Here is a 20632-nt window from a genome sequence, read left to right as displayed (position 1 = left end):
GGGGGGGGGGGGGGGGGGGGGGGGGGGGGGGGCCCCCCGCGACCGCGTGGGTCGGTCAGAACGCGTGGTACGCGATCAGCGGCTCGTACTCGTAGCGCAGGTTCTCGAAACGGACCCGGAAGTTGACGCCGTCCTTGACGTTGGTCGCCACCGTGATCCAGCCCGAGTTGGCCGGCAGGTAGGTCCAGTAGTTACAGGCGCTCGTCTTGTCCACGAAGATCACGCATGCTTCGGTGGCGTACACGCTCGCGTTGCGGACGTTGATGTCGCGACAGCGCGTCGTGGTGCGGTACTGACCCGCCGAGCCGCCGTAGCGGCCCGTCTCGAAGTACGACCGGACCGCCCCGCCGTAACAGGTGGCGAGCGGGGCGAACGCGTTCGGCCCGGAGCTGACCGGTGTGGTCGGTGTTGTCGGCTCCGCCCGGGCGGGCGTGCCGGCGGCGATCAGTGCGGTGGCGGTGGCGACGGCGAGCAGGCGAGCGGTCGGGGATGGCATTCGTTCCTCCGGAAACAGGTAACTGACCGTCCGTATAGGACTGATCATCTGATCGTGACGATGATACGTATCGATCGATTCCGGCGCGGCCCCGACGATGTCCGGCCGGTGTGGTAGCTCTGTAGGCATGTCCGAGGCCATCCTCAGCAAGGTGCGCAAGCTGCTGGCCCAGGCCGAGGATCCAGCCTGCACGCCTGCCGAGTCGGCCGCGTTCACCGCCAAGGCAACCGACCTGATCGCCCGCTACGGCGTGGACCGGGCCCTCCTCGCCGCCCGCGACCCCACCACCGACCCGGTCGGCGACCGGGTGCTGGACATCGTCGCCCCGTACGCCCGCGACAAGGTCGGCCTGCTCGCCGCGGTGGCCGAGCCCCTGCGCTGCCGCTGCGTACGCCGCCGGCAGGGCAACGGGTTCACCCTGCACCTCTTCGGCTTCGCCAGCGACCTGGAACGGGTCGACCTGCTCTTCACCTCACTGCTCGTGCAGGCGGCGCACGGCCTGGCCGCCACCGAGGTGCCGGCCGACGACCACCCCGCGGCCTTCCGGCGCTCCTGGCTGGCCGGTTTCGCCGAGGTGGTGGGCGGCCGACTCTGGGCGGCCGAAACCGCGGCGGCCAGCGAGTCGGGTACGCCGTCGATGGCGCTGGTGCTGGCCGACCGGTCCGACCGGGTCCAGCGGCGGCTCACCGAGGAGTACCCGCGGCTGCGCACCGCACCGCCGCGCCGGTTGGGTGGCACCGGCTTCGGCTCGGGGGCCGAAGCTGGCCAACGCGCCAACCTCGGTGGTCGGGACCTCGGCGGCGCCGCTGCCGGTCGGCAACTCGGCCGGTGATCTCGTGGGCCGTCAGGCCGTCGTGGTGGGGCGGTGGCGCGACACCGCGGCGACGTAGCGGGTGAGCAACTCGTGCCAGCCGGCGGTGAGCGCCTTGCGGTAACCCTCGGCAGCCTCGCCGTGCCGGTCGAAGTGCCGATGCTCCAGGTCGACCCGGGTGCGTTCCGGCCCCTCGGAATGGAACAGCACCTCGACCTCGCTCGCGCGGGCCGGGTCCGGCACCGGTGCCCGATCCGGGCCGATCTGCCAGACGAAGACAAGCCGGCGGGGCGGATCCCAGGTGAGCACCCGACCCCAGTCGGCGCGGAAGCCGTACGGGCCCAACTCGTAGAGCATGCCACCGGCCCGCGGCTCCATGCCCAGCTCGGCCAAGGCGTCCGGGCCGGACCAGGTGTACTCGGTGACCCACCAGTCGGTCAGCTCATCAGTGAAGACCGCGAACGCGTGCTCGGCGGAGCCCGGGACGACAAGGCCGCACCGGAGAGAGAATTGGCCGACGTCCTGCCGGATGTCGGCCGGATCAGTCAATTCCTGTCCCATAGGCCCGGACCATACCGGCTGATGCCCGGCTGTGCAGCTTCGCGCGGTGCCCGGTTCCAGACAGAGTGTCGCCGGGTCGTCACGGACGGGATGCCGCGCCGGAAAGCGGGTAACCGCGCCCAACGGCTCGGACGACCGGGCCGGAACGCAGGCGGGGCGGGAGAGCATGAGCGAGAGCGGACAGCAGCGGGAGCCGGACCGGAACGTCGACAGCGGGAACCCGGACGTCCTGCTCGACATTCCGAAGGTCTCCGTCGACTCCATCCGACTGGCGGTCGACGGCCTGGAGGCCGACCTGTCGCTGCGCGCCCGAGTGGCCAACCTGCTCCAGGTCGACGCCGGCGTACGGGTGCACCTCAACGGTGGCGAGTTGAACGTCAACGGGGTGAACGCCGAGGCGCAGCTGCGGGTCCGGTTGGAGCAGCTGACCAGGATCCTGGGGCGAGCGCTCGACACACTCGACAACAACCCACAGATCATCGAGGCGCTCGCGCACACCGCCGTCGACGACGTGGAGCGCAGCACCCAACAGGTGACCTCGGGCGCGGCGGAGATCAAAGCGTCGAGCCGGCACTCGGACCGCCTACGCGACGAGCCGGGCCGGCAGGTGGGCGCAGCCGGACCGTCAGTCGACCGTGGTCGGCCGGCTTCCGCTCGGCAGGTTCTCGGTCAGCCGGGTTCTGGTCGGCCGGGTTCTGATCGGCCTGCGTCTGGTCAGCCTGGACCTGGTCAGCCGGGGCCTGGGCGGCCTGCGGCTGATCAGCCGGGACCTGGTCGGCCGGGTTCTGATCGGGCGGATGGGGGTCGGGCGGATGCGGGTCGTGAGGATGCCGGTCGGTCCGGGGTCGGTCCGGCCGGGTCGGCACCAGATGCTGGCGGCCCCGGACCGCGAGCTGGCGGCCCCGGGTCAGCTGACCAGGGGCATCCGCAGGGACAGCGGCCGGCCGGGGAGGGCCAGGGGCCGCAACGCCCCGAGGGGTCGGCGGGGACGGCGGCCGCAGAAGGCCGCGGCAAGCCCGATCAGTCGGCTGGGGCCGGCCCGAGCCCGTCCGGGGATGGCGACGGTGGTCTGCCGGGCGCGGCGCAGGCGGCGGCCCAGAGCGCCGCGCAGAGTGCGGCCCAACTCGCCGAGCAGGCGGGGGAGACGTTGCGACAGGCCGGACGCAGCGTGTGGGAGGCGATTCAGGGCGGCGTCGCGCAGCACCGCCCGCAGGGTCGCCGCGACTGACACCGCCCCGCCGCCCGCCCCGGTCGACGTTGCCCCGCCGCCCGCCGCGACCGACTGGTAGCCGCGAGGCGTGGGTGATCGACTCGGTTTCCTTGATATCGCGGTGTCGCGCGCGCTGGGACACCGCGATGTCACGAAAGTCGAGTCGATCAAGCGGACCCGTGGTGGTGCTGGTCACGCAGCCGGGTTGGGCTGGGCGCGTGGGCTGGCCGGAGGTCGTCGGAGCAAGCACCGGAAACAGCAAGATCCCCACCTGCGAATCCGCTGGTGGGGACCTCTGTAGCCCGGCGAAAGGCTATGTGGCCAGGGGCGGGGTCGAACCGCCGACCTTCCGATTTTCAGTCGGACGCTCGTACCAACTGAGCTACCTGGCCGTGCCGCTCGGCTCATGTTACCCGGCAACCGGACGAACCGGTGGCAAGGCGACCTGCTCCGATACGCAGAACGCCGCGCGGGGCGCGGCGTCAGCGCTGCGGTCCTGACGGGACTTGAACCCGCGACCTCCGCCTTGACAGGGCGGCGAGCACTCCAACTGCTCCACAGGACCTAGCTTGTGTTGCTCCGGCTTGCGCCGGTCGTGCCCCCAACGGGATTCGAACCCGTGCTACCGCCTTGAAAGGGCGGCGTCCTGGGCCGCTAGACGATGAGGGCGGCCCCGCCATCATTGCACACTCGCAACTTCAAGCGGACTTGCTCCCATCCGGCCCCGCCGGAGGCTTCGAAAGCATACGTGATGCCCGGCCGGTCGACAAAATCGGTATCACCAAGGGCTTGGGACGGGTCATAACCGCAGGTCAGGGCGGTTCTAGTGGAGTCGGGTGATGCCGAAGCGCCGCTTCAGATCGGCGATCATCTTCGGGCAGGCGGCGAGGGTCGCGGCCCGATTTCCGCCACCGTCGTGCAGCAGCACGATGGCCCCGGGGCGGGTGGCGGCGTGCACCCGTTTGCCGATGGTGGCCGCGGTGGGCTTGTCCCAGTCCTGCGGGTCGACCGACCAGTGCAGCGGGCGCATGCCGAGGTTCTTGGCCACCCCGAGCACCTCCGACGTCCACCGGCCGCCCGGTTGCCGGTAGAACGGCACCTTCGCGCCGGGAGAGGCCTTCTGGATGGCCTTGTTGGTGCGGTCCAGGTCGGCCCGAATCTCGGCGACGGGTCGGCGGGCGAGATCGAGGTCGTGTCGCCAGCTGTGGTTGCAGAGCTGGTGTCCCTCCCGGACGATCCGTCGGACCAGCTCCGGGTGGCGCTGCACCTCCCGACCGACGACGCAGAAGGTCGCTGTCACCTTGGCGGCCTTCAGTTGGTCGAGCACCTTGGGTGTCCAGGCTGGGCTGGGCCCGTCGTCGAACGTCAGGGCCACCGGGCGTACGCCGGTGTTGCGACCCAGACCGGCGGGCAGCTTGGCCGGCAGCGGCCGCAGTGGCGGCTTGGCCGGCTTGGTGACACTGGGGTGCGGTTTCGGGGTGGGTGGCGCGGTCGATTCCGGCGGTGGGGCACCGACGGGTGCGATGGTGCGGTGCGGCTGGGCACAACCGGACAAGACCAGCGCCACGGCGAGGACGGACGCCAGGACGGCACGGGCTTGCATCTGCTCGCTCCCGGAGGGGTCGGGGTAGGCGGACCCGCCCGACGGTAGTTCACGCCGCCAGCCGGCGACAGTGCGATCAGTCACGCCTCGACTGGTGCAGGGCGTCGCGCACGGCAGCGGAGAGTGAGACCGCCTCGGCCAGGTCCACCGGCCGCACCACCCCGGCGGGCAGGGTGTCGGCGCGCCAGCCGGGGCCGGCGGCGAGCACCAGCAACGGGCGTCGGGGTGCGGCCAGGAGCGCGCTGAGTTGGGCCGGGTCGGCGGTGGCCCGAGTGTGTGACCAGAGCACCACGGCGGCCGGTCCGGTCCGGTTGACCGCCTCGACGAGCGCGGCCACCGGCACCCGGGCGCCGAGCATCCGGTAGCTGACACCGGCCTCCGCGAGTGCTGCGGCCAGCGCCTCCAGCGGCAGGGTGTGCTGTTCCTCGTCGGCACAGGAGAGCAGGATCCGGGCCGGCCCGGTGGGGACCTTGGCCCGGCTGGCCGCCGCGAGCGCTTCCGAGACGCAGCGGGACATGAGGTGTTCCACCTCGATCAGGCCGGAGGTGGCGGCGTGCCGTTCGCCGATGCCGGCGAGGACCGGGCGCAACAGGCTGTCCCAGGTGGCGACGACGCCGTCGGCGGCCAGGGCGTGCGCGATCGTCTCACTGATCGCCGCCGCGTCCAGGCGCATCGCCGCCCGGGCCAGTCCGCGGGCCGCCGGGCCGGCACGGCCGACCGGGATGGTGCCGCCGCCGTCACGGCCGGTCGGGTGGATCCGGGTGGGGGTGACGGTGCCGTTGGCCGTTGGATCCGGAGCCTGGCGGGCCCAGCGGGCCGCCTCGGCGGGGCTCACCCCCTCGGCGGTGAGTCGCCGCATGATCTCGAGGCGGACCAGGTCGGAAGGGGTGTACCGGCGGTGGTGACCGGGGATGTGTTCGCTGGGACCGAGCCCGTAGCGCTGGTGCCAGGTGCGGAGGGTCGTCACCGCGACCCCCAGCCGGCGTGCGACAGCGCCCGCGCTCAGCGCCTCATCGACCACCCGACCGCTCCGCCGTGTCATCCGCCGACGATCCGGGCGGGGTCATGACCGGACCGGTTGCGCCCGACCGGGACCCCGAGGGGCGGAGCAGCCGGTTCACCACCCCGCCCAGCCAGGGCGCGTACGACCGGGGGTCGAGGGACAACTCGGCCTCCAGCGCGGTGGGGTCGGCCCACCGCAGCTCGGCCACCTCGTGCGGGTCGGGCAGCAGCGGAGCGCCGGGCAGGAACTCGCCTCGCAGCACGTGGTCGTACTCGAACTCGACCCGACCGGTGGCCGGGTCCTCGGCGTAGTAGACGTAGATGCCGACCTCGGTCAGCTCGACCGGGCCCGCGCCCAACTCCTCACTCAGCCGGCGGTTGGCCGCCTCGGCGAGCGACTCCCCGGGCTGCGGGTGGCCGCAGCAGGAGTTGGCCCAGCGCAGCGGGAACCGGGTCTTGGCGGCGGCCCGACGCTGGAGCAGCACCTGGCCGTCCGGGTCCATCAGTAACACCGAGAAGGCCCGGTGCAGTTGCCCCGGGGGTTGGTGCGCGGCGGCGACGGTTGTCTCGCCGTGGGCCTTGCCGGTCTCGTCGACGAGTTCGACGAGATGTTTTTCGCGGCTGCTCATCGACCTTCCCCGGTGATTCGGCCGGCGGCGAGCTTGCCGGAGATGAGCACCATCGGTACGCCCACGCCGGGCTGGGTTCCGGAGCCGACGAACACCACGTTCGACAGGTCGCGGTGCAGGTTGGACGGGCGGAACGGGCCGGTCTGGAAGAGGGTGTGCGCGGCGGCGAACGGGGTGCCCGCTGCCATTCCCTGCTCCTCCCACTCGGCCGGGGTGACCGCCCGTAGCACCTCGACCCCGGCGCCGAAGCCGACGTAGCCGCGCTCCTCCAGGGTGCCGATCAGCTGCTCGGTGTAGCGCTTGGTCAGGTCGCCGCGCCACTCGAACGGCGACCGGTGCAGGTTGGGCACCGGGGCGAGCACGTAGTAGGTGTGCCGGTCCGCCGGGGCCACCGCGGGGTCGGTCCGGCTCGGGTTGGTCACCAGCAGCGACGGATCGGTCATCAACTCGCCCCGCCGGATGACCTCATCGAAGGTGCCCTTCCACGCGCGTCCGAAGTGGATGTTGTGATGGGCGATCTTCGCATAGGACTGTCGGGAGCCGACGTGCAGAACGACGCAGGACGGCGAGTAGGTGAGCCGACGGCGCGGCGCGGCGGGGAGCAGGTCCCGGTAGGCGACCGGCAGGTCGGGGTTGAGCACCACCACGTCCGCCGGCACCAGCTCGCCGTCGGCGGTGAGCACGCCGGTGGCCCGACCGTTCGCGGTCTCCACCCGGGTCACCGTGGTGTCGTACCGCATCTGCACGCCGTGCTTCTCGGCCGCGCCGGCCATCGCCCGGGAGACCGCGTGGATGCCGCCGCGCGGGAAGTAGACCCCGGCCACCGAGTCGAGGTACGCGATGACCGCGTAGATGGCCAGCGCGTCGTGCGGCGCGAGGCCGGCGTACATCGCCTGGAAGGAGAAGATCCGCTGGGTACGTGGGTCCCGGAAGAACTGGTTGATCTTCGTCTGGAGGCGTCGGAAGGCCCCGCCGCCGAGCAGCTTGAGCAGGTTGCCGGTGATCAGATCGGTCGGCGCGTCCAGGTTGCGCTCGATGAAGTCGGTGCGTTCCAGCCGCCACAGCTCCCGCGCGTACTCGACGAACCGCAGGTAGCCGTCGGCCTCCCGAGGCCCGCAGACCCGGGAGATTTCGGCCGCCATCCGCGTGGTGTCGGTGAGCACGTCGAGGGTCGAGCCGTCCGGGTAGTACGCCCGGTAGGCGGGATCGATCGGGGTCAGGTCCAGCCAGTCGCGCAACTCCTCGCCGACCGCGCCGAGCGCCTCGGCGATCAGGTCGGGCATGGTGAGCACTGTCGGCCCGGTGTCGAACTCGTAGCCGTCCACGCCCAGCCGGCCGGCCCGCCCACCGGGCACCGGCTCGCGTTCCAGCACCGTCACCTGTCGACCGCTGCCGGCCAGGTGCAGGGCACAGGCGAGCCCACCCAGCCCGGCTCCGACGACCACCACCCGGTCCGTCCGTCCGCTCACCGTCCGCACGTGACCACCTCCTTGCTCAAGTCGCTCATCAGGCCCGCCGGTTGGTTGCGGCGGTGGCCAGCCCGGTCAGCGCGGTGCGCGCCGTCTGGTCCACGGGTGCGGCGTCGAGCGCGGCCAGCGCGTCGCTCACCCGCTCGGCGATCATCTGCTCCACCCGGGTCACCGCGCCGGTCTCGGCGACCAACCCGGCGAGTTTGTCGACCGGTCCGTCGGCGGCCCGCTCCAACGCGGTGAGCTGGGCCGGGGTGGCCAGCTCCCGGGCCAGCATGAGCAGCGCTGTCGGTTTGCCGGTGCGGAGGTCGTCACCGGTCGGCTTACCGGTGGCCGCCGGGTTGCCGTAGACGCCGAGCAGGTCGTCGCGGAGCTGGAACGCCTCGCCGACAGCCAGGCCGTAGCGGGTGTAGGCGGAGACCAGCGGCTCGTCGGCGGGCACCCCGGCCAGTGCGGCTCCGAAGAGCAGTGGTCGCTGGACGGTGTAGCTGGCGGTCTTGTAGCGGGCCACCCGCAGCGCCCGGTCGACCGACCAGCTGGCTGGGGCGTTCTCGCCGAGCACGTCGAGGTACTGCCCGGCGACCGTCTCCACCCGCATCTGGTCGTAGCAGCGGCGCACCTCGAAAAGTCGGTTCGACGGCACCGAGGCGTGGGCCAGCAACTGGTCGGCCCAGACCATGCAGAGGTCGCCGACGAGCACGGCGACGGCCTCGCCGAACCGGCCGGGGTCGCCCCGGTGGCCGGCGGCGAGGTGCTGTTCGGCGAGCGCGACGTGTGCGGTGGGCCGGCCACGGCGGGTGGTGGACGCGTCCATCACGTCGTCGTGGACCAGCGCGAAGGTGTGCAGCAGCTCCAGCGCGGCCAGCGCGGGCAGCACCGGCGGCAGCGCCGCGGTGCCGCCGACCGCCCCGCGCCAACCCCAGTAGGCGAACGTGGACCGGATCCGTTTGCCGCCGGCCAGGACGGCCTCCCGGGCGGTGGCGGCGAAGCTTCCCATCGATGGGTCGATGTCGTGGAGGGTGTCAACCTCGGCGGTGAGGAAAGAGTCCAGGGTCTCGTCGACCGCCGTTACCAGATCGTGGGTGTACGCGGCCAGAACGGCGCGGACCGGATCGTCCCCGTCCGCCGGCCCAGCCGGCGCCACGCGGGTCACGTCACCCGCAACTGCGTCGTTGGCCATGTGGCCGAGCGTACCCTAGGCTACGGGTTGCGTCGATTGGTGCGTCGATAAATTAGAGGAGGGCCGGTGGAAACCGATCTCACCGCTGCCTATGACCGGTGTCGTGAGCTGCACAAACGCCACGGCCGCACCTACTATCTCGCCACCCGCCTGCTTCCCGCTTGGAAACGACGGCATGTGCACGCCCTCTACGGGTTCACCAGGTACGCGGACGAGATCGTCGACCGCACCGAGGCACTGCCGCCGGCCGAGCGGGCCGCCCTGCTGGACAACTGGGCCGGCCAGTTCGTGGCCGGTCTGCACGGTGCGTCGGTCGACGACCCCCTGTTGCCGGCCGTGCTGCACACGATCGCCGTCTTCGACCTCGACCGGGACGACTTTGCGTCGTTCCTGAAGAGCATGGCGATGGACCTCACCGTCACCGCGTACCCGACCTACGACCACCTGCTCGACTACATGGAGGGCTCGGCGGCGGTCATCGGCACCATGATGCTGCCGATCCTGGGCAGCTCCGACCCGGTGGCGGCTCGGGAGCCGGCCCGACAGCTCGGCTTCGCCTTCCAGCTCACCAACTTCATCCGGGACGTCGCCGAGGACCTCGACCGGGGCCGCACCTACCTGCCGGACGAGGACCTGGCGAAGTTCGGTGTCACCCGCGAGGAGTTGGTGGCGGCCCGCGACCGGGGCCGCGGTACGCCCCGGATCCGCGAGTTGATCGAGTACGAGGTGACCCGCGCCCAGGCGCACTACGCCGCCGCCGCACCGGGCATCACCATGCTCGCGCCCGCCTCGCAGGCCTGCATGCGCACCGCGTACGCGCTCTACGGCGGCATCCTCGACGAGGTGGCCGCGCAGGATTACGACGTCTTCGTTCGGCGGGCCCTGGTGCCACAGCGGCGACGGATGGCGGTGGCCGCGCGGGCCCTGCTCACCCCGACCGGGACCCCGGTCGTCATTCCCGGGCCGGCGATCCACCCGCAGAGCCGGTGACCGGGAGTACGGCGATCGTGCTCCTCACCCGCGACCTGCGGGTGCACGACCACCCGGCGTTGGCCAGTACCTGCGCGGCCTTCGACCAGGTGGTGCCGCTGTACGTGCTCGACCCGGTGCTGGCCGGCCGGTCCGCCAACCGCACCCGCTTCCTGCACCAGGCACTGGCCGACCTGCGCGCCCAACTCCGCGACCTCGGTGGCGACCTGGTGGTCCGGCACGGTGACCCGGTGACCGAGACGATCCGGCTGGCCGCCGAGGTCGACGCCACCGCCGTGGCGCTCTCGGCCGACGTCAGCCACTACGCCAGCCGGCGGGAGCGGCGACTACGCGCCGAGTGCGAGCGGCACCGGCTGCATCTGCGACTGTTTCCCGGGCTGACAGTGGTCGAGCCGGGTGCGTTGCGGCCCGGTGGCGGCGGTGACCACTACCGGGTGTTCAGCCCGTACCACCGGGCCTGGGCGGCCCACCGGTGGCGCGAGGAGCTGGCGGCACCGCGCCGGATCGCGCTGCCCGCCCGGGTCCGGGTGGGCCAGCTGCCGGCGCCGCCCGCCGGCGACTCGCCGGAAGCGACCGTCGGTGGCGAGCGGGTGGCCCGGCAACGGCTCACCGACTGGCTGCCCGAGCTGACCCGGTACGGCGATCAGCACGACGACATGGCCGGCGACGACACCTCGCGGCTGAGCCCGTACCTGCGCTTCGGTTGCGTGTCGCCGCTGGCGGTGGCGAACCGTGCCGGGGACCGGTCCGGCCCGTTCGTCCGGCAGCTCTGCTGGCGGGACTTCTACTACCAGGTCACCGCCGCTTTCCCGGAGATCTCGACCACGGCGTACCGGCGGGGAGCCACCGAGCGGTGGCGTTACGACGACGACGCGTTGGCGGCCTGGACCGAGGGCCGGACCGGGATGCCGATCGTCGACGCCGGGATGCGGCAGCTGCGGACGCAGGGCTGGATGCACAACCGGGCCCGGCTGATCACGGCCGGCTACCTCACCAAACACCTCGGTCAGGACTGGCGCTCCGGGGTGGCGGTGTTCTTCCGCTGGCTGCTCGACGGGGACGTGGCGAACAACTCCGGCAACTGGCAGTGGGTGGCCGGTACCGGCAACGACACGAAGCCCTACCGGGGGTTCAACCCGGTCCGGCAGGCCGAACGGTACGACCCGGCCGGCGACTACGTGCGTCGGTGGGTGCCGGAGCTGGCGGGGGTGCAGGGCAAGGCGGTGCACCAGCCGTGGAAGCTGCCCGACCAGCTCCGGCGGGCGGTGGACTACCCGCCACCGTTGTCGGTGCCCGGCACCGACCCGGTCTGGCTGCGCTGACCACCACGTCAGAGCACCGAGTGCAACGCCTCGACCAGCTCGTCCACCCGGTCGTGTTCGGCGAGGTGCGCGGTGGCGTACGCGAAGGTGTAGCCGCGCTCCGGGTCGGCCCACGCGCTGCTGCCGCCGATGCCGCCCATGCCCCAGCTGCCGTCCGGCTCGCGTTGCATGCCCAACGTCCACTGGACCGGGCGGTCCAGCACCAGGTCCGGCCCGTCGTACTGGACCCGGGTGGTCTCCGCGATCAGCGCCGGGCCGACCAGCCGGACACCGTCCAGGACACCGCCGGCCAACAGCCCGGCGTAGAGCCGGGCCAGGCTGGGCGCGGTGGCGTGCAGGTTGACCGCGGGCATCTCGGCGCCCCGCCACAGCGGGCTGTTCAGCACGGCGAGGTCCAGCCCGCCGGCCGGGTTGCCCAGCGCCCGCGCCCGCAGTGACAGCGGTTCGCCGAGCTTCCGAGCGGGCCACTGCGGGTCGCCGTACCGCAGGTCAGCGCAGCGCAGCTGGTCCGCCTCGGCCAGCCCGAAGCCGAGGTCGAGCTGCCAGGGGTCCGCGATCTCCTCGGCCAGGAACCGGCCCACCGACCGTCCGTCGACCCGGCGGACCAGCTCACCCACCAGATGCCCGTACGTCCAGGCGTGTTCCCCGGCGACCGAGCCCGGCGACCATTCGGGATCGGCGGCGGCCAGGTCACCGGTGAGCAGCGCCCAGTCGGCGATCGCGGTGGCCGGTCGGGGCACCGGGAAGGCCGGCAGCCCGGCGGTGTGCGACAACACCTGCCGCACTGTGGCGGGAGTACGGAACTCCGGCCAGTACCGGTCCATCGGTGAGTCGAGGTCGACAGTTCCCCGGTCGACGAGCAGCAGCAGGCAGAGCGCGGCCACCGGCTTGCCGACCGAGTAGACGTTGACCAGCGTGTCCGGCAGCCACGGCGCGGCGCCCGGCCGGTGGCCGCCGCTCGAGCCGCCGACCAGGTCCACGACCGGCTGCCCGTCGTACCAGATGGTCAGGGCGGCCCCGGTCTCCCGTCCGGAGGCGAGCAGGTCGTGGAAGTGGTCCCGGACCGGAGCGAAGCGTGTGTGCATCCGGTCACGGTAGGCGTCCGGGCCGGTGCGCGTGCCGGCTTTTCCGCCGACCTCGGTGGCCGGGGTGGTGTCGCCGGGGGATGCTGTTCGGTGTGGCGGAGCCGGAGCTGGTTGATGTGGTCGTGGTCGGGCTCGGAGTCGGCGGCGAGGAGGTGGCCGAACGGCTCGCCGAGGCCGGCCTGAGCGTCGTCGGCGTCGAACGGGATCTCGTCGGCGGGGAGTGCCCGTACTGGGGCTGCATCCCGAGCAAGATGATGATCAGGGCGGCCAACGCGCTCGCCGAGGCCCGCCGGGTCGACGGGCTCGCCGGGACGGCGCAGGTCCAGCCGGACTGGGCGCCAGTGGCGAAGCGGATCCGCGAGGAAGCCACCGACACCTGGGACGACACGGTCGCGGCCGAGCGGTTCATCGGCAAGGGCGGCCGGCTCGTGCGGGGCAGCGGGCGGCTCGACGGTCCGCGCCGGGTCCGCGTCGGTGACCAGGTGTTCGAGGCCCGGTACGGGGTGGTGCTGGGCACCGGTACCCGTCCGTCGGTGCCGCCGATCGAAGGCCTGGCCGACACGCCGTACTGGACCAACCACCAGGCGATCGAGGTCGAGGAGCTGCCGGAGTCGCTGCTCGTGCTCGGCGGCGGCGCCATCGGTCTGGAGTTGGCGCAGGTCTTCGCCCGCTTCGGGGTCCGGGTCACAGTGGTCGAGGCGCTCGACCGGGTGCTGGCCATCGAGGAGCCCGAGGCGTCCGAGGTCGCCGCCACGGCGCTGCGCGCCGACGGCGTGGAGATCCACACCGGGGTACGCGCCGAACGGGTCGAGCACGACGGGACCCGGTTCACACTGCGGGGTGAGGGCGGCGCGGAGTTCACCGCCGACCGGCTGCTGGTGGTGACCGGGCGCAAGGCCCACCTGGCCGAGCTGGGTCTGGACACGGTCGGGCTGGACGCCAGCCAGCGGTTCCTGCCGGTCGACGACCGTCTGCACGTCACCGAGCATGTCTGGGCGGTCGGCGACCTGACCGGCGAGGGCGCCTTCACCCACATCGCCATGTACCAGGCGGGGATCGTGATCGCGGACGTCCTGGCCCACGCTCGGAAGGCGAAGGCCGGGGCGGACGCCAGCGGCACCTCCAGCGTGGTCGGCGGAGCGATGGGCGCGTCCAGCGCACTGGCCGCCAGCGGTTCGAGCGGATCTGCCGGCACCGTCCCGCGAGCCGACTACCGCGCGCTGCCCCGGGTGACGTTCACCGACCCCGAGATCGGTGCGGTCGGGCTCACCGAGCAGCAGGCACGTGAGCGCGGCATCAACGTGCAGGTGGGCTTCACCAAACTCGGCAGCTCGACCCGAGGTTGGATCCATCGGGTCGGCGACGACGGTTTCATCAAGCTCATCGCGGACGCCGACCAGGGCGTGCTGATCGGTGGCACCTCGGTCGGCCCGGCCGGCGGTGAGGTGCTGTCCGCACTGGTGGTGGCGGTGCACGCGGCGGTGCCGCTGAGTCAGCTCCGGCACATGATCTACGCGTACCCGACCTTCCACCGGGCCATCGAGTCCGCCCTGCGCGATCTGTCCTGACCCCCTGCCCGGGTGTGCGCCGCTCCGCGCCCCTGCCCCGCACCCCGCAAGATCGCGCAACATCCAGGATGTCGTGGGCATCCCGGCGTTCCGTTGCCAGTACATCCTGGATCGAGCGTGACCTTGCCGGCCGTCGACGTGGCGACCCGTACCCGATCGGCCGCCGGGGCGTCGGAGGCATGCGCCGCACGCGCGAGCAGCCGGCCAGCAAGCGCGGCGCAGTTTGCTGTTCATTTCTTTCATGCAGGTGACGTACGATTGCGGCCGTGACCAAGCGGTTGACAGAAGTTGCCAAGAAGGCGGGCGTCAGCGAGGCCACCGTCAGCCGGGTGCTCAACGGTCGGGACGGCGTCTCCGAGGCGACCCGGACGGCCGTGCTGACGGCGCTGGACGTGCTCGGTTACGAGCGGCCGACCAAGTTGCGTGGCGAACGCGCCCGGCTGGTCGGGTTGGTGCTGCCCGAGTTGCAGAACCCGATCTTCCCGGCGCTGGCGGAGGTCGTCACCGGCACGCTCGCCCAGCGCGGCTACACCCCGGCGCTCTGTGCCCGCACCATCGGCGGCGTCTCCGAAATGGACTACGTGGAGATGCTCCTCGACCACCAGGTCTCCGGGGTGATCTTCGCTGGTGGTTCGTACGCGCTCGCCGACGCCCGGCACGACCACTACCGCCGGCTGACCGACCGAGGGCTTCCGGTCGTGCTGGTCAACGCAGGTGTCGACGAGCTGGGGTTCCCCCGGGTCTCCACCGACGACGCGGTGGCGGTGGAGCAGGCGTACGGGCACCTGCGCTCGCTCGGGCACGAGCGGATCGGCATGGTGCTCGGCCCGGAAGGGCATGTGCCGTCCCGGCGCAAGCTGGACGCGATGATCCAGGCTGCGGGTTGGGGCGAGGGCGACGCTGAGTGCGTCGAGCGCTCCAGCTTCTCGATGGAGGGGGCGCGGGTCGCCGCGACGAAGTTGGTCGAGCGGGGCGTGACCGGCATCATCTGCGCCAGCGACGTCCTGGCGTTGGGCACGATCCGCGCGGCCCGGCGGCTGGGCCGTTCGGTGCCGGCCGACGTGTCGGTGGTGGGCTTCGACGACTCCGCGTTCATGACGTGCACCGACCCGCCGTTGACCACGGTGCGGCAGCCGATCGAGACGATGGGGCAGGCCGCCGTGGATCTGCTGGTCACCCAGATCGAGGGTGCCGGCGTGTTGCAGGACGAGCTGCTGTTCGAGCCCGAGCTGGTGGTACGCGGCTCCACCGCTCCCGCTCCTCGTAGCTGACCGACCCGGGGTGATCCGCCCCCGCTGAAACGACGCTTCGGCCGTCGACCGCCTCGCGCGGTCGGCGGCCTTTCGTCGTTGCCGGAACCGCGTCGGCCGGGTCCGAACCGCCGCCCGTCCATAACTGTCCAAAAGCCACCAAGTCAGGGCAGTTCCAGTGTTCCGTCGGCATCTGTCGTTAGTAAGTCGTGTCCTTTCAGAACACGATCGAAACCTTGCTGGAATGAGTCGGTCTCGCTACAGTGACTCCACTCACACCTGGCTCCGACGCAGCTACTGGGCGTCAGGTCGTATCACCGCAGATCAGCGAAGGTCATTGGAGACACCCGTTCCCGAAGGGATGGACAGATGTCCGTACCGCAATACCGAAAGGCTGCGGCGGTCGCGCTCGTGGCCGGCCTGGGGCTCAGCCTCACGGCGTGCTCCACGAAGAGTGACGACAAGGGCGCGACCGCCGGCGGCAAGGTCACCATCACGGTGGACTGCCAGCCGGTCGGTGCCCAGAAAGAGCTGCTGAAGAACTGGAACGACGACGTCGCCGAGTTCCAGAAGCAGAACCCGGACATCGTCATCAAGAGCGTCAGCGTTGGCGAGCAGTGCAACAACCCGCCGGACTTCACCGCCCGTCTGGCCGGCGGCACCGTGACCGACGTGTTCTACGGGTACATGACCGACCTCCAGCAGGTGCTCGACTCCGGTCAGGCGATGGACATCAGCCAGCACGTCAACAAGGACGCGATTCCGACCTGGGACAGCGTCGACCCGGCGCTCAAGGAGGTCTTCACCGACGACGGCAAGCTCTACGCCGTTCCGGTGAAGAACTACTCGATGGGCCTGGTCTACAACAAGGTCCTGTTCCAGCAGGCCGGGCTCGACGTGAACAACCCCCCGAAGACCTGGGCCGACGTCCGGGCCGCCGCCAAGAAGATCTCCGCGCTCGGCAACGGCATCGCCGGCTACTCCGAGTACAGCGCCGGCAACACCGGCGGCTGGCACTTCACCTCCCTGCTCTACTCGCAGGGCGGCCGGGTGCTCAGCGAGGACGGCAAGAAGGCCGACTTCAACAACCCGATGGGCAAGCAGGTCCTGCAGAACCTCAAGGACATGCGGTACGGCGACAACAGCATGGGCGCCCGTCAGCTGCTCCAGTGGGGCGACCTGCTGACGAACGCCGGCGCTGGCAAGGTCGGCATGTTCATCGGCGCGCCGGACGCCACCCAGGCGATCGTCAGCCAGTTCCAGGGCAAGTTCCAGGACTGGGCGATGGCTCCGCTGCCCGGCCAGGACGGTGCGGCGAAGGGGACCCTCGGTGGTGGCGAGGGTTACTTCTTCAAGAAGGACCTCACTCCCGAGCAGGTCAAGGCCGGTCTGAAGTGGATCGCGTACCAGAAGCTCACCCCGGGCAAGGGCCAGTTCGACTACGTCCGGGCCAAGCCGCAGAACTACCCGGTGGGTCTGCCCCAGCCGCTGCTCTTCGCCAACGGCAGCGACGCGCAGAAGCAGGAGCTGGAGCTGCGCAAGGCGAACGCGAACGTCGACACGGCGAACTTCGCGCTCTTCGAGGCGACCCCGGTCCCGATCAAGGGTGAGCCGCGCAACGCCCAGGCCATCTATGCGGTGCTCGACGCCGCGATGTCGGGTGTGCTGACCAACCCGAACTCGAACATCGACGCCCTGCTCAAGACCGCCGAGGAGAAGGTCAACCAGCTCCTCGCCGCCGAGAGCTGACCGCTCGTGTGGGGGTCGGGACGCCGACCCGACCCCCACGCCACTCGCACCACGCCTCGACGTCACCGACTCACCCAGGAGTTGCCTTGGCGATCACCGCCGTCCCGGAGACCCCCAGGAAACCGGGCCGTCCGCCGTCGCCGTACTCGGCGAGGCCGCAGCGCACGGGCCTCGGCCGCAAGGTACGGGACAACCTCACCGGGCACGCGTTCCTGATCGGTGCGGTGCTCTGCTTCGTCGTCTTCTCCTGGTACCCGATGGTCCGCGGCATCGTCATGAGCTTCCAGCGGACCCGGCGCGGCGAGACCACCTGGGTGGGCTGGGACAACTACACCCGTCTCATCGCCGACCCGAGCTTCTGGCCCGCGTGGAAGAACACGTTCTACTTCACCGGGCTGGCGCTCGTCCTCGGGTACGCGGTGCCGTTCTTCGTGGCGATCCTGCTCAACGAGTTCCGCCACGGCAAGGGCTACCTGCGGATCCTGGTGTACCTGCCGGTGATGCTGCCGCCGGCCTCCGCGCTGTTCCTCTTCAAGTTCTACGCGTACGACCCCAGCGAGGCGGGGCTCTTCAACGCGATCCTCAAGGCGTTGCACCTGCCCACCTCGCAGTGGATGCAGTCGCCCGAGATGACCATGCCGGCGATGGTGGTCGCGTCGACCTGGATGAACATGGGCGGCGCGGTGCTCATCTACCTGGCGTCGCTGCAGAACATTCCCGGCGAGCTCTACGAGGCCGCCGAACTCGACGGCGCCGGAATCTGGCGGCGGATCCGTCACGTGACCATCCCGCAGACCCGGTTGATCCTCGCGCTCCTGGCGATGTTGCAGATCGTCGCCACGATGCAGCTCTTCATCGAGCCCCTGATCCTCGCCAACGGCGCGGGAGCGGAGGACTCGGCTACCTCGGTGGCGTACCTCATCTACCAGCACGGGTTCTTCCAGAACGACCTCAACGGCGCCGCCGCCCTGGGCGTGATCATGCTCGTGGTGCTGGCCGGCTTCTCCGCCGTGTACGTGCGGCTGACCGCGAAACAGGACTAGGACGGCGAGGAATGGCACAGGACTCCGCAACCCGGACCCTCATCTCCCAGACCCAGATCAGCCGGGGGCGTGGCCGGATCATCTACTGGACGCTGCTGGTCGTCGTCGTGGCGGGGTTCACGCTCGTCTTCCTCGGGCCGCTCTACTGGATGGTCACCGGCGCGCTCAAGTCCGGCCAGGAGATCGCCCAGACTCCGCCCTCGCTGTTCCCGAAGGACCCGCAGCCGCAGAACTACATCGACGCGTGGAACAACCTGGACCTCGCCAAGCTGCTCTTCAACACCTTCTACTACGCGATCGGCGCGGTGCTGTTCCAGCTCGTCCTCGACACCGCCGCCGCGTACTCGTTGTCCAAGCTCCGGCCGATCTTCGGCAACGTGATCCTCGCCCTGATGCTGGGGACGCTGATGATCCCGGCGATGGTCCTCATCGTCCCGCAGTACGTGACGGTGATCGACCTGCCGATCGTGCACATCAACCTGCTCGACTCACCGTTCGCCATCTGGCTGCCACTGGTCGCCAACGCGTTCAACATCTTCCTGCTGAAGCGGTTCTTCGACTCGATCCCGGAGGAGTTGATGGCGGCCGCCCTGATGGACGGGGCGACGTCGCTGCGCACCCTGTGGTCGATCATCCTGCCGCTGTCGCGTCCCATCCTCGGCGTAGTGTCGATCTTCGCGGTGACGGCGGTCTGGAAGGACTTCCTCTGGCCGAAGCTGGTCATGCCCTCGCCCGAGACCCGGACGGTCAGCGTCGGCATCTACGCCTTCGCCGGCGGCACGCCGATGAACGTGGTGATCGCCGCGTCGGTCATCGCCGCGATCCCCACGGTCATCATCTTCCTGATCTTCCAACGCAACATCATGTCCGGTCTGACCACGGGCAGCATCAAGGGATAGCCATCACCGGATCCCTCCGCGCGGCGAACGACGACCGTTCGCCGACACATGACCAGGTCCGGCGAACACGCCGACGTACTGACGCAGAAAGCAGGTGCTCGTGTCCACAGCTGACAGAAGTCCGTGGTGGCGGGGAGCGGTGATCTACCAGGTGTATCCCCGGAGCTTCGCCGACGGCAACGGCGACGGCATCGGCGACATCGCCGGCATCCGGTCCCGGCTCAACCACCTGTCCGCGCTTGGCGTCGACGCGATCTGGTTCAGTCCCTGGTACCCGTCCCCGATGGCCGACGCCGGCTACGACGTCTCCGACTACCGCGACATCGACCCGGTCTTCGGCACCCTGGCCGAGGCGGAGGCGCTGATCGCGGAGGCGCACGAGCTGGGCATCCGGACCATCGTCGACGTGGTGCCGAACCACTGCTCGGACGCGCACCCGTGGTTCCAGGCCGCGCTCGCCGGCGGGCCGGGGGCACCCGAACGGGACCTGTTCTGGTTCCGGCCCGGCCGGGGACCCAACGGCGACGAACGACCCACCGACTGGGTCGGCGAGTTCGGCGGCGAGACCTGGACCCGCACCACCAACCCGGACGGCACCCCCGGCGACTGGTACCTGCACCTGTTCGCCCCGCAGCAACCGGACTTCAACTGGGACCACCCCCGGGTGCGGGAGGAGTTCGAGGACATCCTGCGGTTCTGGTTCGACAGGGGCGTGGACGGCATCCGGATCGACTCGGCCGGGCTCCTGGTCAAGGACGGGACGCTGCCCGAGGTCCGACCGGACCAGCCGCACCCGTTCCACGACCTCGACGGGGTGCACGACATCTACCGGGGCTGGCGTCGGGTCGCCGACGAGTACCCCGACCGGGCGCTGATCGGTGAGGTGTGGCTGCCGGACCGGCAGCGGTTCGCCAACTACCTGCGCCCGGACGAGCTGCACGCCGCGTTCAACTTCGACTTTCTCGGCTGCGCGTGGGACGCCGCGGCGCTGCGGGAGAGCATCGACGGGACGCTGAGCGCGCACGCGCCGGTCGGCGCGCCGGCCACCTGGGTGCTCTCGAACCACGACGTCACCCGGCACGTCACCCGCTACGGCCGGGCGGACACCCGGTTCAGCTTCGCCGCCAAACGCGAGGGCATCCCCACCGACCTGGAGCTGGGCACCCGCCGGGCCCGGGCCGCCGCGCTGCTCTCCCTGTCGCTGCCCGGTGCCGCCTACGTCTACCAGGGCGAGGAGTTGGGCCTCTACGAGGTCGAGGACATCCCGTACGCGCTGCGCCAGGACCCGATGTGGGAACGGTCCGGCCGGATCGACCCCGGCCGGGACGGCTGCCGCGTGCCGCTGCCCTGGGCCGGGGACGAGCCGCCGTTCGAGTTCAGCCCCGAGGGTGCCGCCGCGCCGTGGCTGCCGCAGCCGGCGGACTGGAAGGACCGCACGGCCCGCGCGCAGACCGGCGACTCGGCCTCGATGCTGGAGCTGTACCGGGCGGCGATCCAGGCGCGGCGGGCCGAACCGGCGCTCGGTGACGGCACGCTCACCTGGCTGCCCGCCCCGGACGGGGTGCTCGCGTTCAGCCGCGGCGGTGGCTTCACCTGCCTGGTCAACCTCTCTGACACGGCCGTGCCGTTGCCCGCCGAAGCGGAGTTGCTGCTGGCCAGCGGGCCGCTCGACGAAGGGCTGCTGCCCTGCGACACAGCGGTCTGGCTGCGTACCCCCGACGTGGCGGACGGGCCGCGCGCGGCGAAGGGAGCCGACCAGACCTGA

At 71.1% G+C, this 20632-nt stretch carries 18 protein-coding genes and 3 tRNA genes; 10 read left to right on the top strand and 11 right to left on the bottom strand.

Going from position 1 to position 20632, the window contains the following annotated elements; all coding sequences use genetic code 11:
- Positions 1–55: 55 nt before the first annotated feature.
- A complete protein-coding gene (locus KBX26_RS08060; protein WP_051708467.1) occupies positions 56–496 on the bottom strand; it encodes a hypothetical protein in 441 nt (146 codons plus the stop codon).
- A 127-nt stretch (positions 497–623) separates the two neighbouring features.
- On the opposite strand from KBX26_RS08060, the gene KBX26_RS08055 reads away from it, so the two are divergent.
- Positions 624–1328 carry a DUF2786 domain-containing protein gene (locus KBX26_RS08055; RefSeq protein WP_030332226.1) on the top strand — a complete coding sequence of 235 codons (705 nt, stop codon included), beginning with the start codon at positions 624–626 and terminating at the stop codon, positions 1326–1328.
- A 12-nt stretch (positions 1329–1340) separates the two neighbouring features.
- On the opposite strand, the gene KBX26_RS08050 is transcribed toward KBX26_RS08055, so the two are convergent.
- On the bottom strand, positions 1341–1868 hold the full coding sequence (locus KBX26_RS08050) for an SRPBCC family protein (protein WP_030332229.1): 528 nt from the start codon (positions 1866–1868) through the stop codon (positions 1341–1343).
- A 166-nt stretch (positions 1869–2034) separates the two neighbouring features.
- Between KBX26_RS08050 and KBX26_RS08045 the strand changes: the two genes are divergently transcribed.
- A complete protein-coding gene (locus KBX26_RS08045; RefSeq protein ID WP_210865050.1) occupies positions 2035–3096 on the top strand; it encodes a hypothetical protein in 1062 nt (353 codons plus the stop codon).
- A gap of 300 nt (positions 3097–3396) precedes the next feature.
- On the opposite strand, the gene KBX26_RS08040 is transcribed toward KBX26_RS08045, so the two are convergent.
- From KBX26_RS08040 to KBX26_RS08005, 8 genes are all read right to left on the bottom strand, one after another.
- A tRNA-Phe gene (locus KBX26_RS08040) sits at positions 3397–3470 on the bottom strand.
- A gap of 99 nt (positions 3471–3569) precedes the next feature.
- Positions 3570–3643, bottom strand: a tRNA-Asp gene (locus KBX26_RS08035).
- A 31-nt stretch (positions 3644–3674) separates the two neighbouring features.
- Positions 3675–3747 (bottom strand) — tRNA-Glu (locus KBX26_RS08030).
- A gap of 154 nt (positions 3748–3901) precedes the next feature.
- A complete protein-coding gene (locus tag KBX26_RS08025; RefSeq protein WP_030332233.1) occupies positions 3902–4681 on the bottom strand; it encodes a polysaccharide deacetylase family protein in 780 nt (259 codons plus the stop codon).
- 76 nt (positions 4682–4757) lie between these two features.
- Positions 4758–5702, bottom strand: coding sequence for a MerR family transcriptional regulator (locus KBX26_RS08020; protein ID WP_030332235.1), 945 nt, complete (start codon positions 5700–5702; stop codon positions 4758–4760).
- Positions 5692–6312, bottom strand: coding sequence for an isopentenyl-diphosphate Delta-isomerase (idi, locus tag KBX26_RS08015; RefSeq protein WP_210865049.1), 621 nt, complete (start codon positions 6310–6312; stop codon positions 5692–5694). Before idi ends, KBX26_RS08020 begins: the two co-directional genes overlap by 11 nt.
- Positions 6309–7790, bottom strand: a complete 1482-nt coding sequence (gene crtI / locus KBX26_RS08010; RefSeq protein WP_210865048.1) for a phytoene desaturase family protein — start codon at positions 7788–7790, stop codon at positions 6309–6311. Before crtI ends, idi begins: the two co-directional genes overlap by 4 nt.
- A 28-nt stretch (positions 7791–7818) precedes the next feature.
- A complete protein-coding gene (locus tag KBX26_RS08005; RefSeq protein ID WP_210865047.1) occupies positions 7819–8961 on the bottom strand; it encodes a polyprenyl synthetase family protein in 1143 nt (380 codons plus the stop codon).
- Between the two features lie 66 nt (positions 8962–9027).
- Here KBX26_RS08005 and KBX26_RS08000 point away from each other — a divergent pair, with 66 nt between their 5' ends.
- Together KBX26_RS08000 and KBX26_RS07995 are read left to right on the top strand one after the other, a co-directional pair.
- Positions 9028–9951 (top strand): phytoene/squalene synthase family protein, encoded by a 924-nt coding sequence (locus KBX26_RS08000; protein ID WP_210858181.1) that lies wholly within the window; start codon positions 9028–9030, stop codon positions 9949–9951.
- Complete coding sequence (locus KBX26_RS07995; RefSeq protein ID WP_210865046.1) at positions 9948–11273, top strand: deoxyribodipyrimidine photo-lyase; 1326 nt, start codon at positions 9948–9950, stop codon at positions 11271–11273. Before KBX26_RS08000 ends, KBX26_RS07995 begins: the two co-directional genes overlap by 4 nt.
- Positions 11274–11281: 8 nt before the next feature.
- On the opposite strand, the gene KBX26_RS07990 is transcribed toward KBX26_RS07995, so the two are convergent.
- Entirely contained in the window at positions 11282–12358 is a 1077-nt protein-coding gene (locus KBX26_RS07990; RefSeq protein ID WP_210865045.1) for a serine hydrolase, read from the bottom strand.
- Positions 12359–12438: 80 nt separating this feature from the next.
- Here KBX26_RS07990 and KBX26_RS07985 point away from each other — a divergent pair, with 80 nt between their 5' ends.
- The 6 genes from KBX26_RS07985 (at position 12439) to KBX26_RS07960 (ending at position 20632) form a co-directional block, all read left to right on the top strand.
- The gene (locus tag KBX26_RS07985) at positions 12439–13926 is read left to right on the top strand and encodes an NAD(P)/FAD-dependent oxidoreductase (protein ID WP_210865044.1); all 1488 of its coding nucleotides are present in this window, start codon (positions 12439–12441) and stop codon (positions 13924–13926) included.
- 266 nt (positions 13927–14192) lie between these two features.
- Positions 14193–15197, top strand: coding sequence for a LacI family DNA-binding transcriptional regulator (locus tag KBX26_RS07980; RefSeq protein WP_210865043.1), 1005 nt, complete (start codon positions 14193–14195; stop codon positions 15195–15197).
- Between the two features lie 348 nt (positions 15198–15545).
- Positions 15546–16925, top strand: coding sequence for an ABC transporter substrate-binding protein (locus KBX26_RS07975; RefSeq protein WP_210865042.1), 1380 nt, complete (start codon positions 15546–15548; stop codon positions 16923–16925).
- Positions 16926–17011: 86 nt separating this feature from the next.
- Positions 17012–17968, top strand: a complete 957-nt coding sequence (locus KBX26_RS07970; RefSeq protein WP_210865041.1) for a carbohydrate ABC transporter permease — start codon at positions 17012–17014, stop codon at positions 17966–17968.
- 11 nt (positions 17969–17979) lie between these two features.
- Complete coding sequence (locus KBX26_RS07965; RefSeq protein ID WP_210858185.1) at positions 17980–18867, top strand: carbohydrate ABC transporter permease; 888 nt, start codon at positions 17980–17982, stop codon at positions 18865–18867.
- Between the two features lie 100 nt (positions 18868–18967).
- The gene (locus tag KBX26_RS07960; protein WP_036411527.1) at positions 18968–20632 is read left to right on the top strand and encodes a glycoside hydrolase family 13 protein; all 1665 of its coding nucleotides are present in this window, start codon (positions 18968–18970) and stop codon (positions 20630–20632) included.

This window comes from Micromonospora sp. C97 (assembly GCF_018070385.1).
In the GTDB taxonomy this organism is placed as follows: domain Bacteria; phylum Actinomycetota; class Actinomycetes; order Mycobacteriales; family Micromonosporaceae; genus Micromonospora; species Micromonospora parva.
Note: the sequence above shows the minus strand (reverse complement) of the source record. Positions and strands in the feature narration are given on the sequence as shown.

Bases quoted from the DNA above. Each gene is read 5' to 3' on its own strand.
- KBX26_RS08055 (WP_030332226.1), top strand. From the start codon at position 624: ATGTCCGAGGCCATCCTCAGCAAGGTGCGCAAGCTGCTGGCCCAGGCC.
- KBX26_RS07985 (WP_210865044.1), top strand. From the start codon at position 12,439: ATGCTGTTCGGTGTGGCGGAGCCGGAGCTGGTTGATGTGGTCGTGGTC.
- KBX26_RS07965 (WP_210858185.1), top strand. From the start codon at position 17,980: ATGGCACAGGACTCCGCAACCCGGACCCTCATCTCCCAGACCCAGATC.
- KBX26_RS08005 (WP_210865047.1), bottom strand. From the start codon at position 8,961: ATGGCCAACGACGCAGTTGCGGGTGACGTGACCCGCGTGGCGCCGGCT.
- KBX26_RS07990 (WP_210865045.1), bottom strand. From the start codon at position 12,358: ATGCACACACGCTTCGCTCCGGTCCGGGACCACTTCCACGACCTGCTC.
- KBX26_RS08025 (WP_030332233.1), bottom strand. From the start codon at position 4,681: ATGCAAGCCCGTGCCGTCCTGGCGTCCGTCCTCGCCGTGGCGCTGGTC.
- KBX26_RS08050 (WP_030332229.1), bottom strand. From the start codon at position 1,868: ATGGGACAGGAATTGACTGATCCGGCCGACATCCGGCAGGACGTCGGC.
- KBX26_RS07975 (WP_210865042.1), top strand. From the start codon at position 15,546: ATGTCCGTACCGCAATACCGAAAGGCTGCGGCGGTCGCGCTCGTGGCC.
- idi (WP_210865049.1), bottom strand. From the start codon at position 6,312: ATGAGCAGCCGCGAAAAACATCTCGTCGAACTCGTCGACGAGACCGGC.
- KBX26_RS08045 (WP_210865050.1), top strand. From the start codon at position 2,035: ATGAGCGAGAGCGGACAGCAGCGGGAGCCGGACCGGAACGTCGACAGC.
- KBX26_RS08060 (WP_051708467.1), bottom strand. From the start codon at position 496: ATGCCATCCCCGACCGCTCGCCTGCTCGCCGTCGCCACCGCCACCGCA.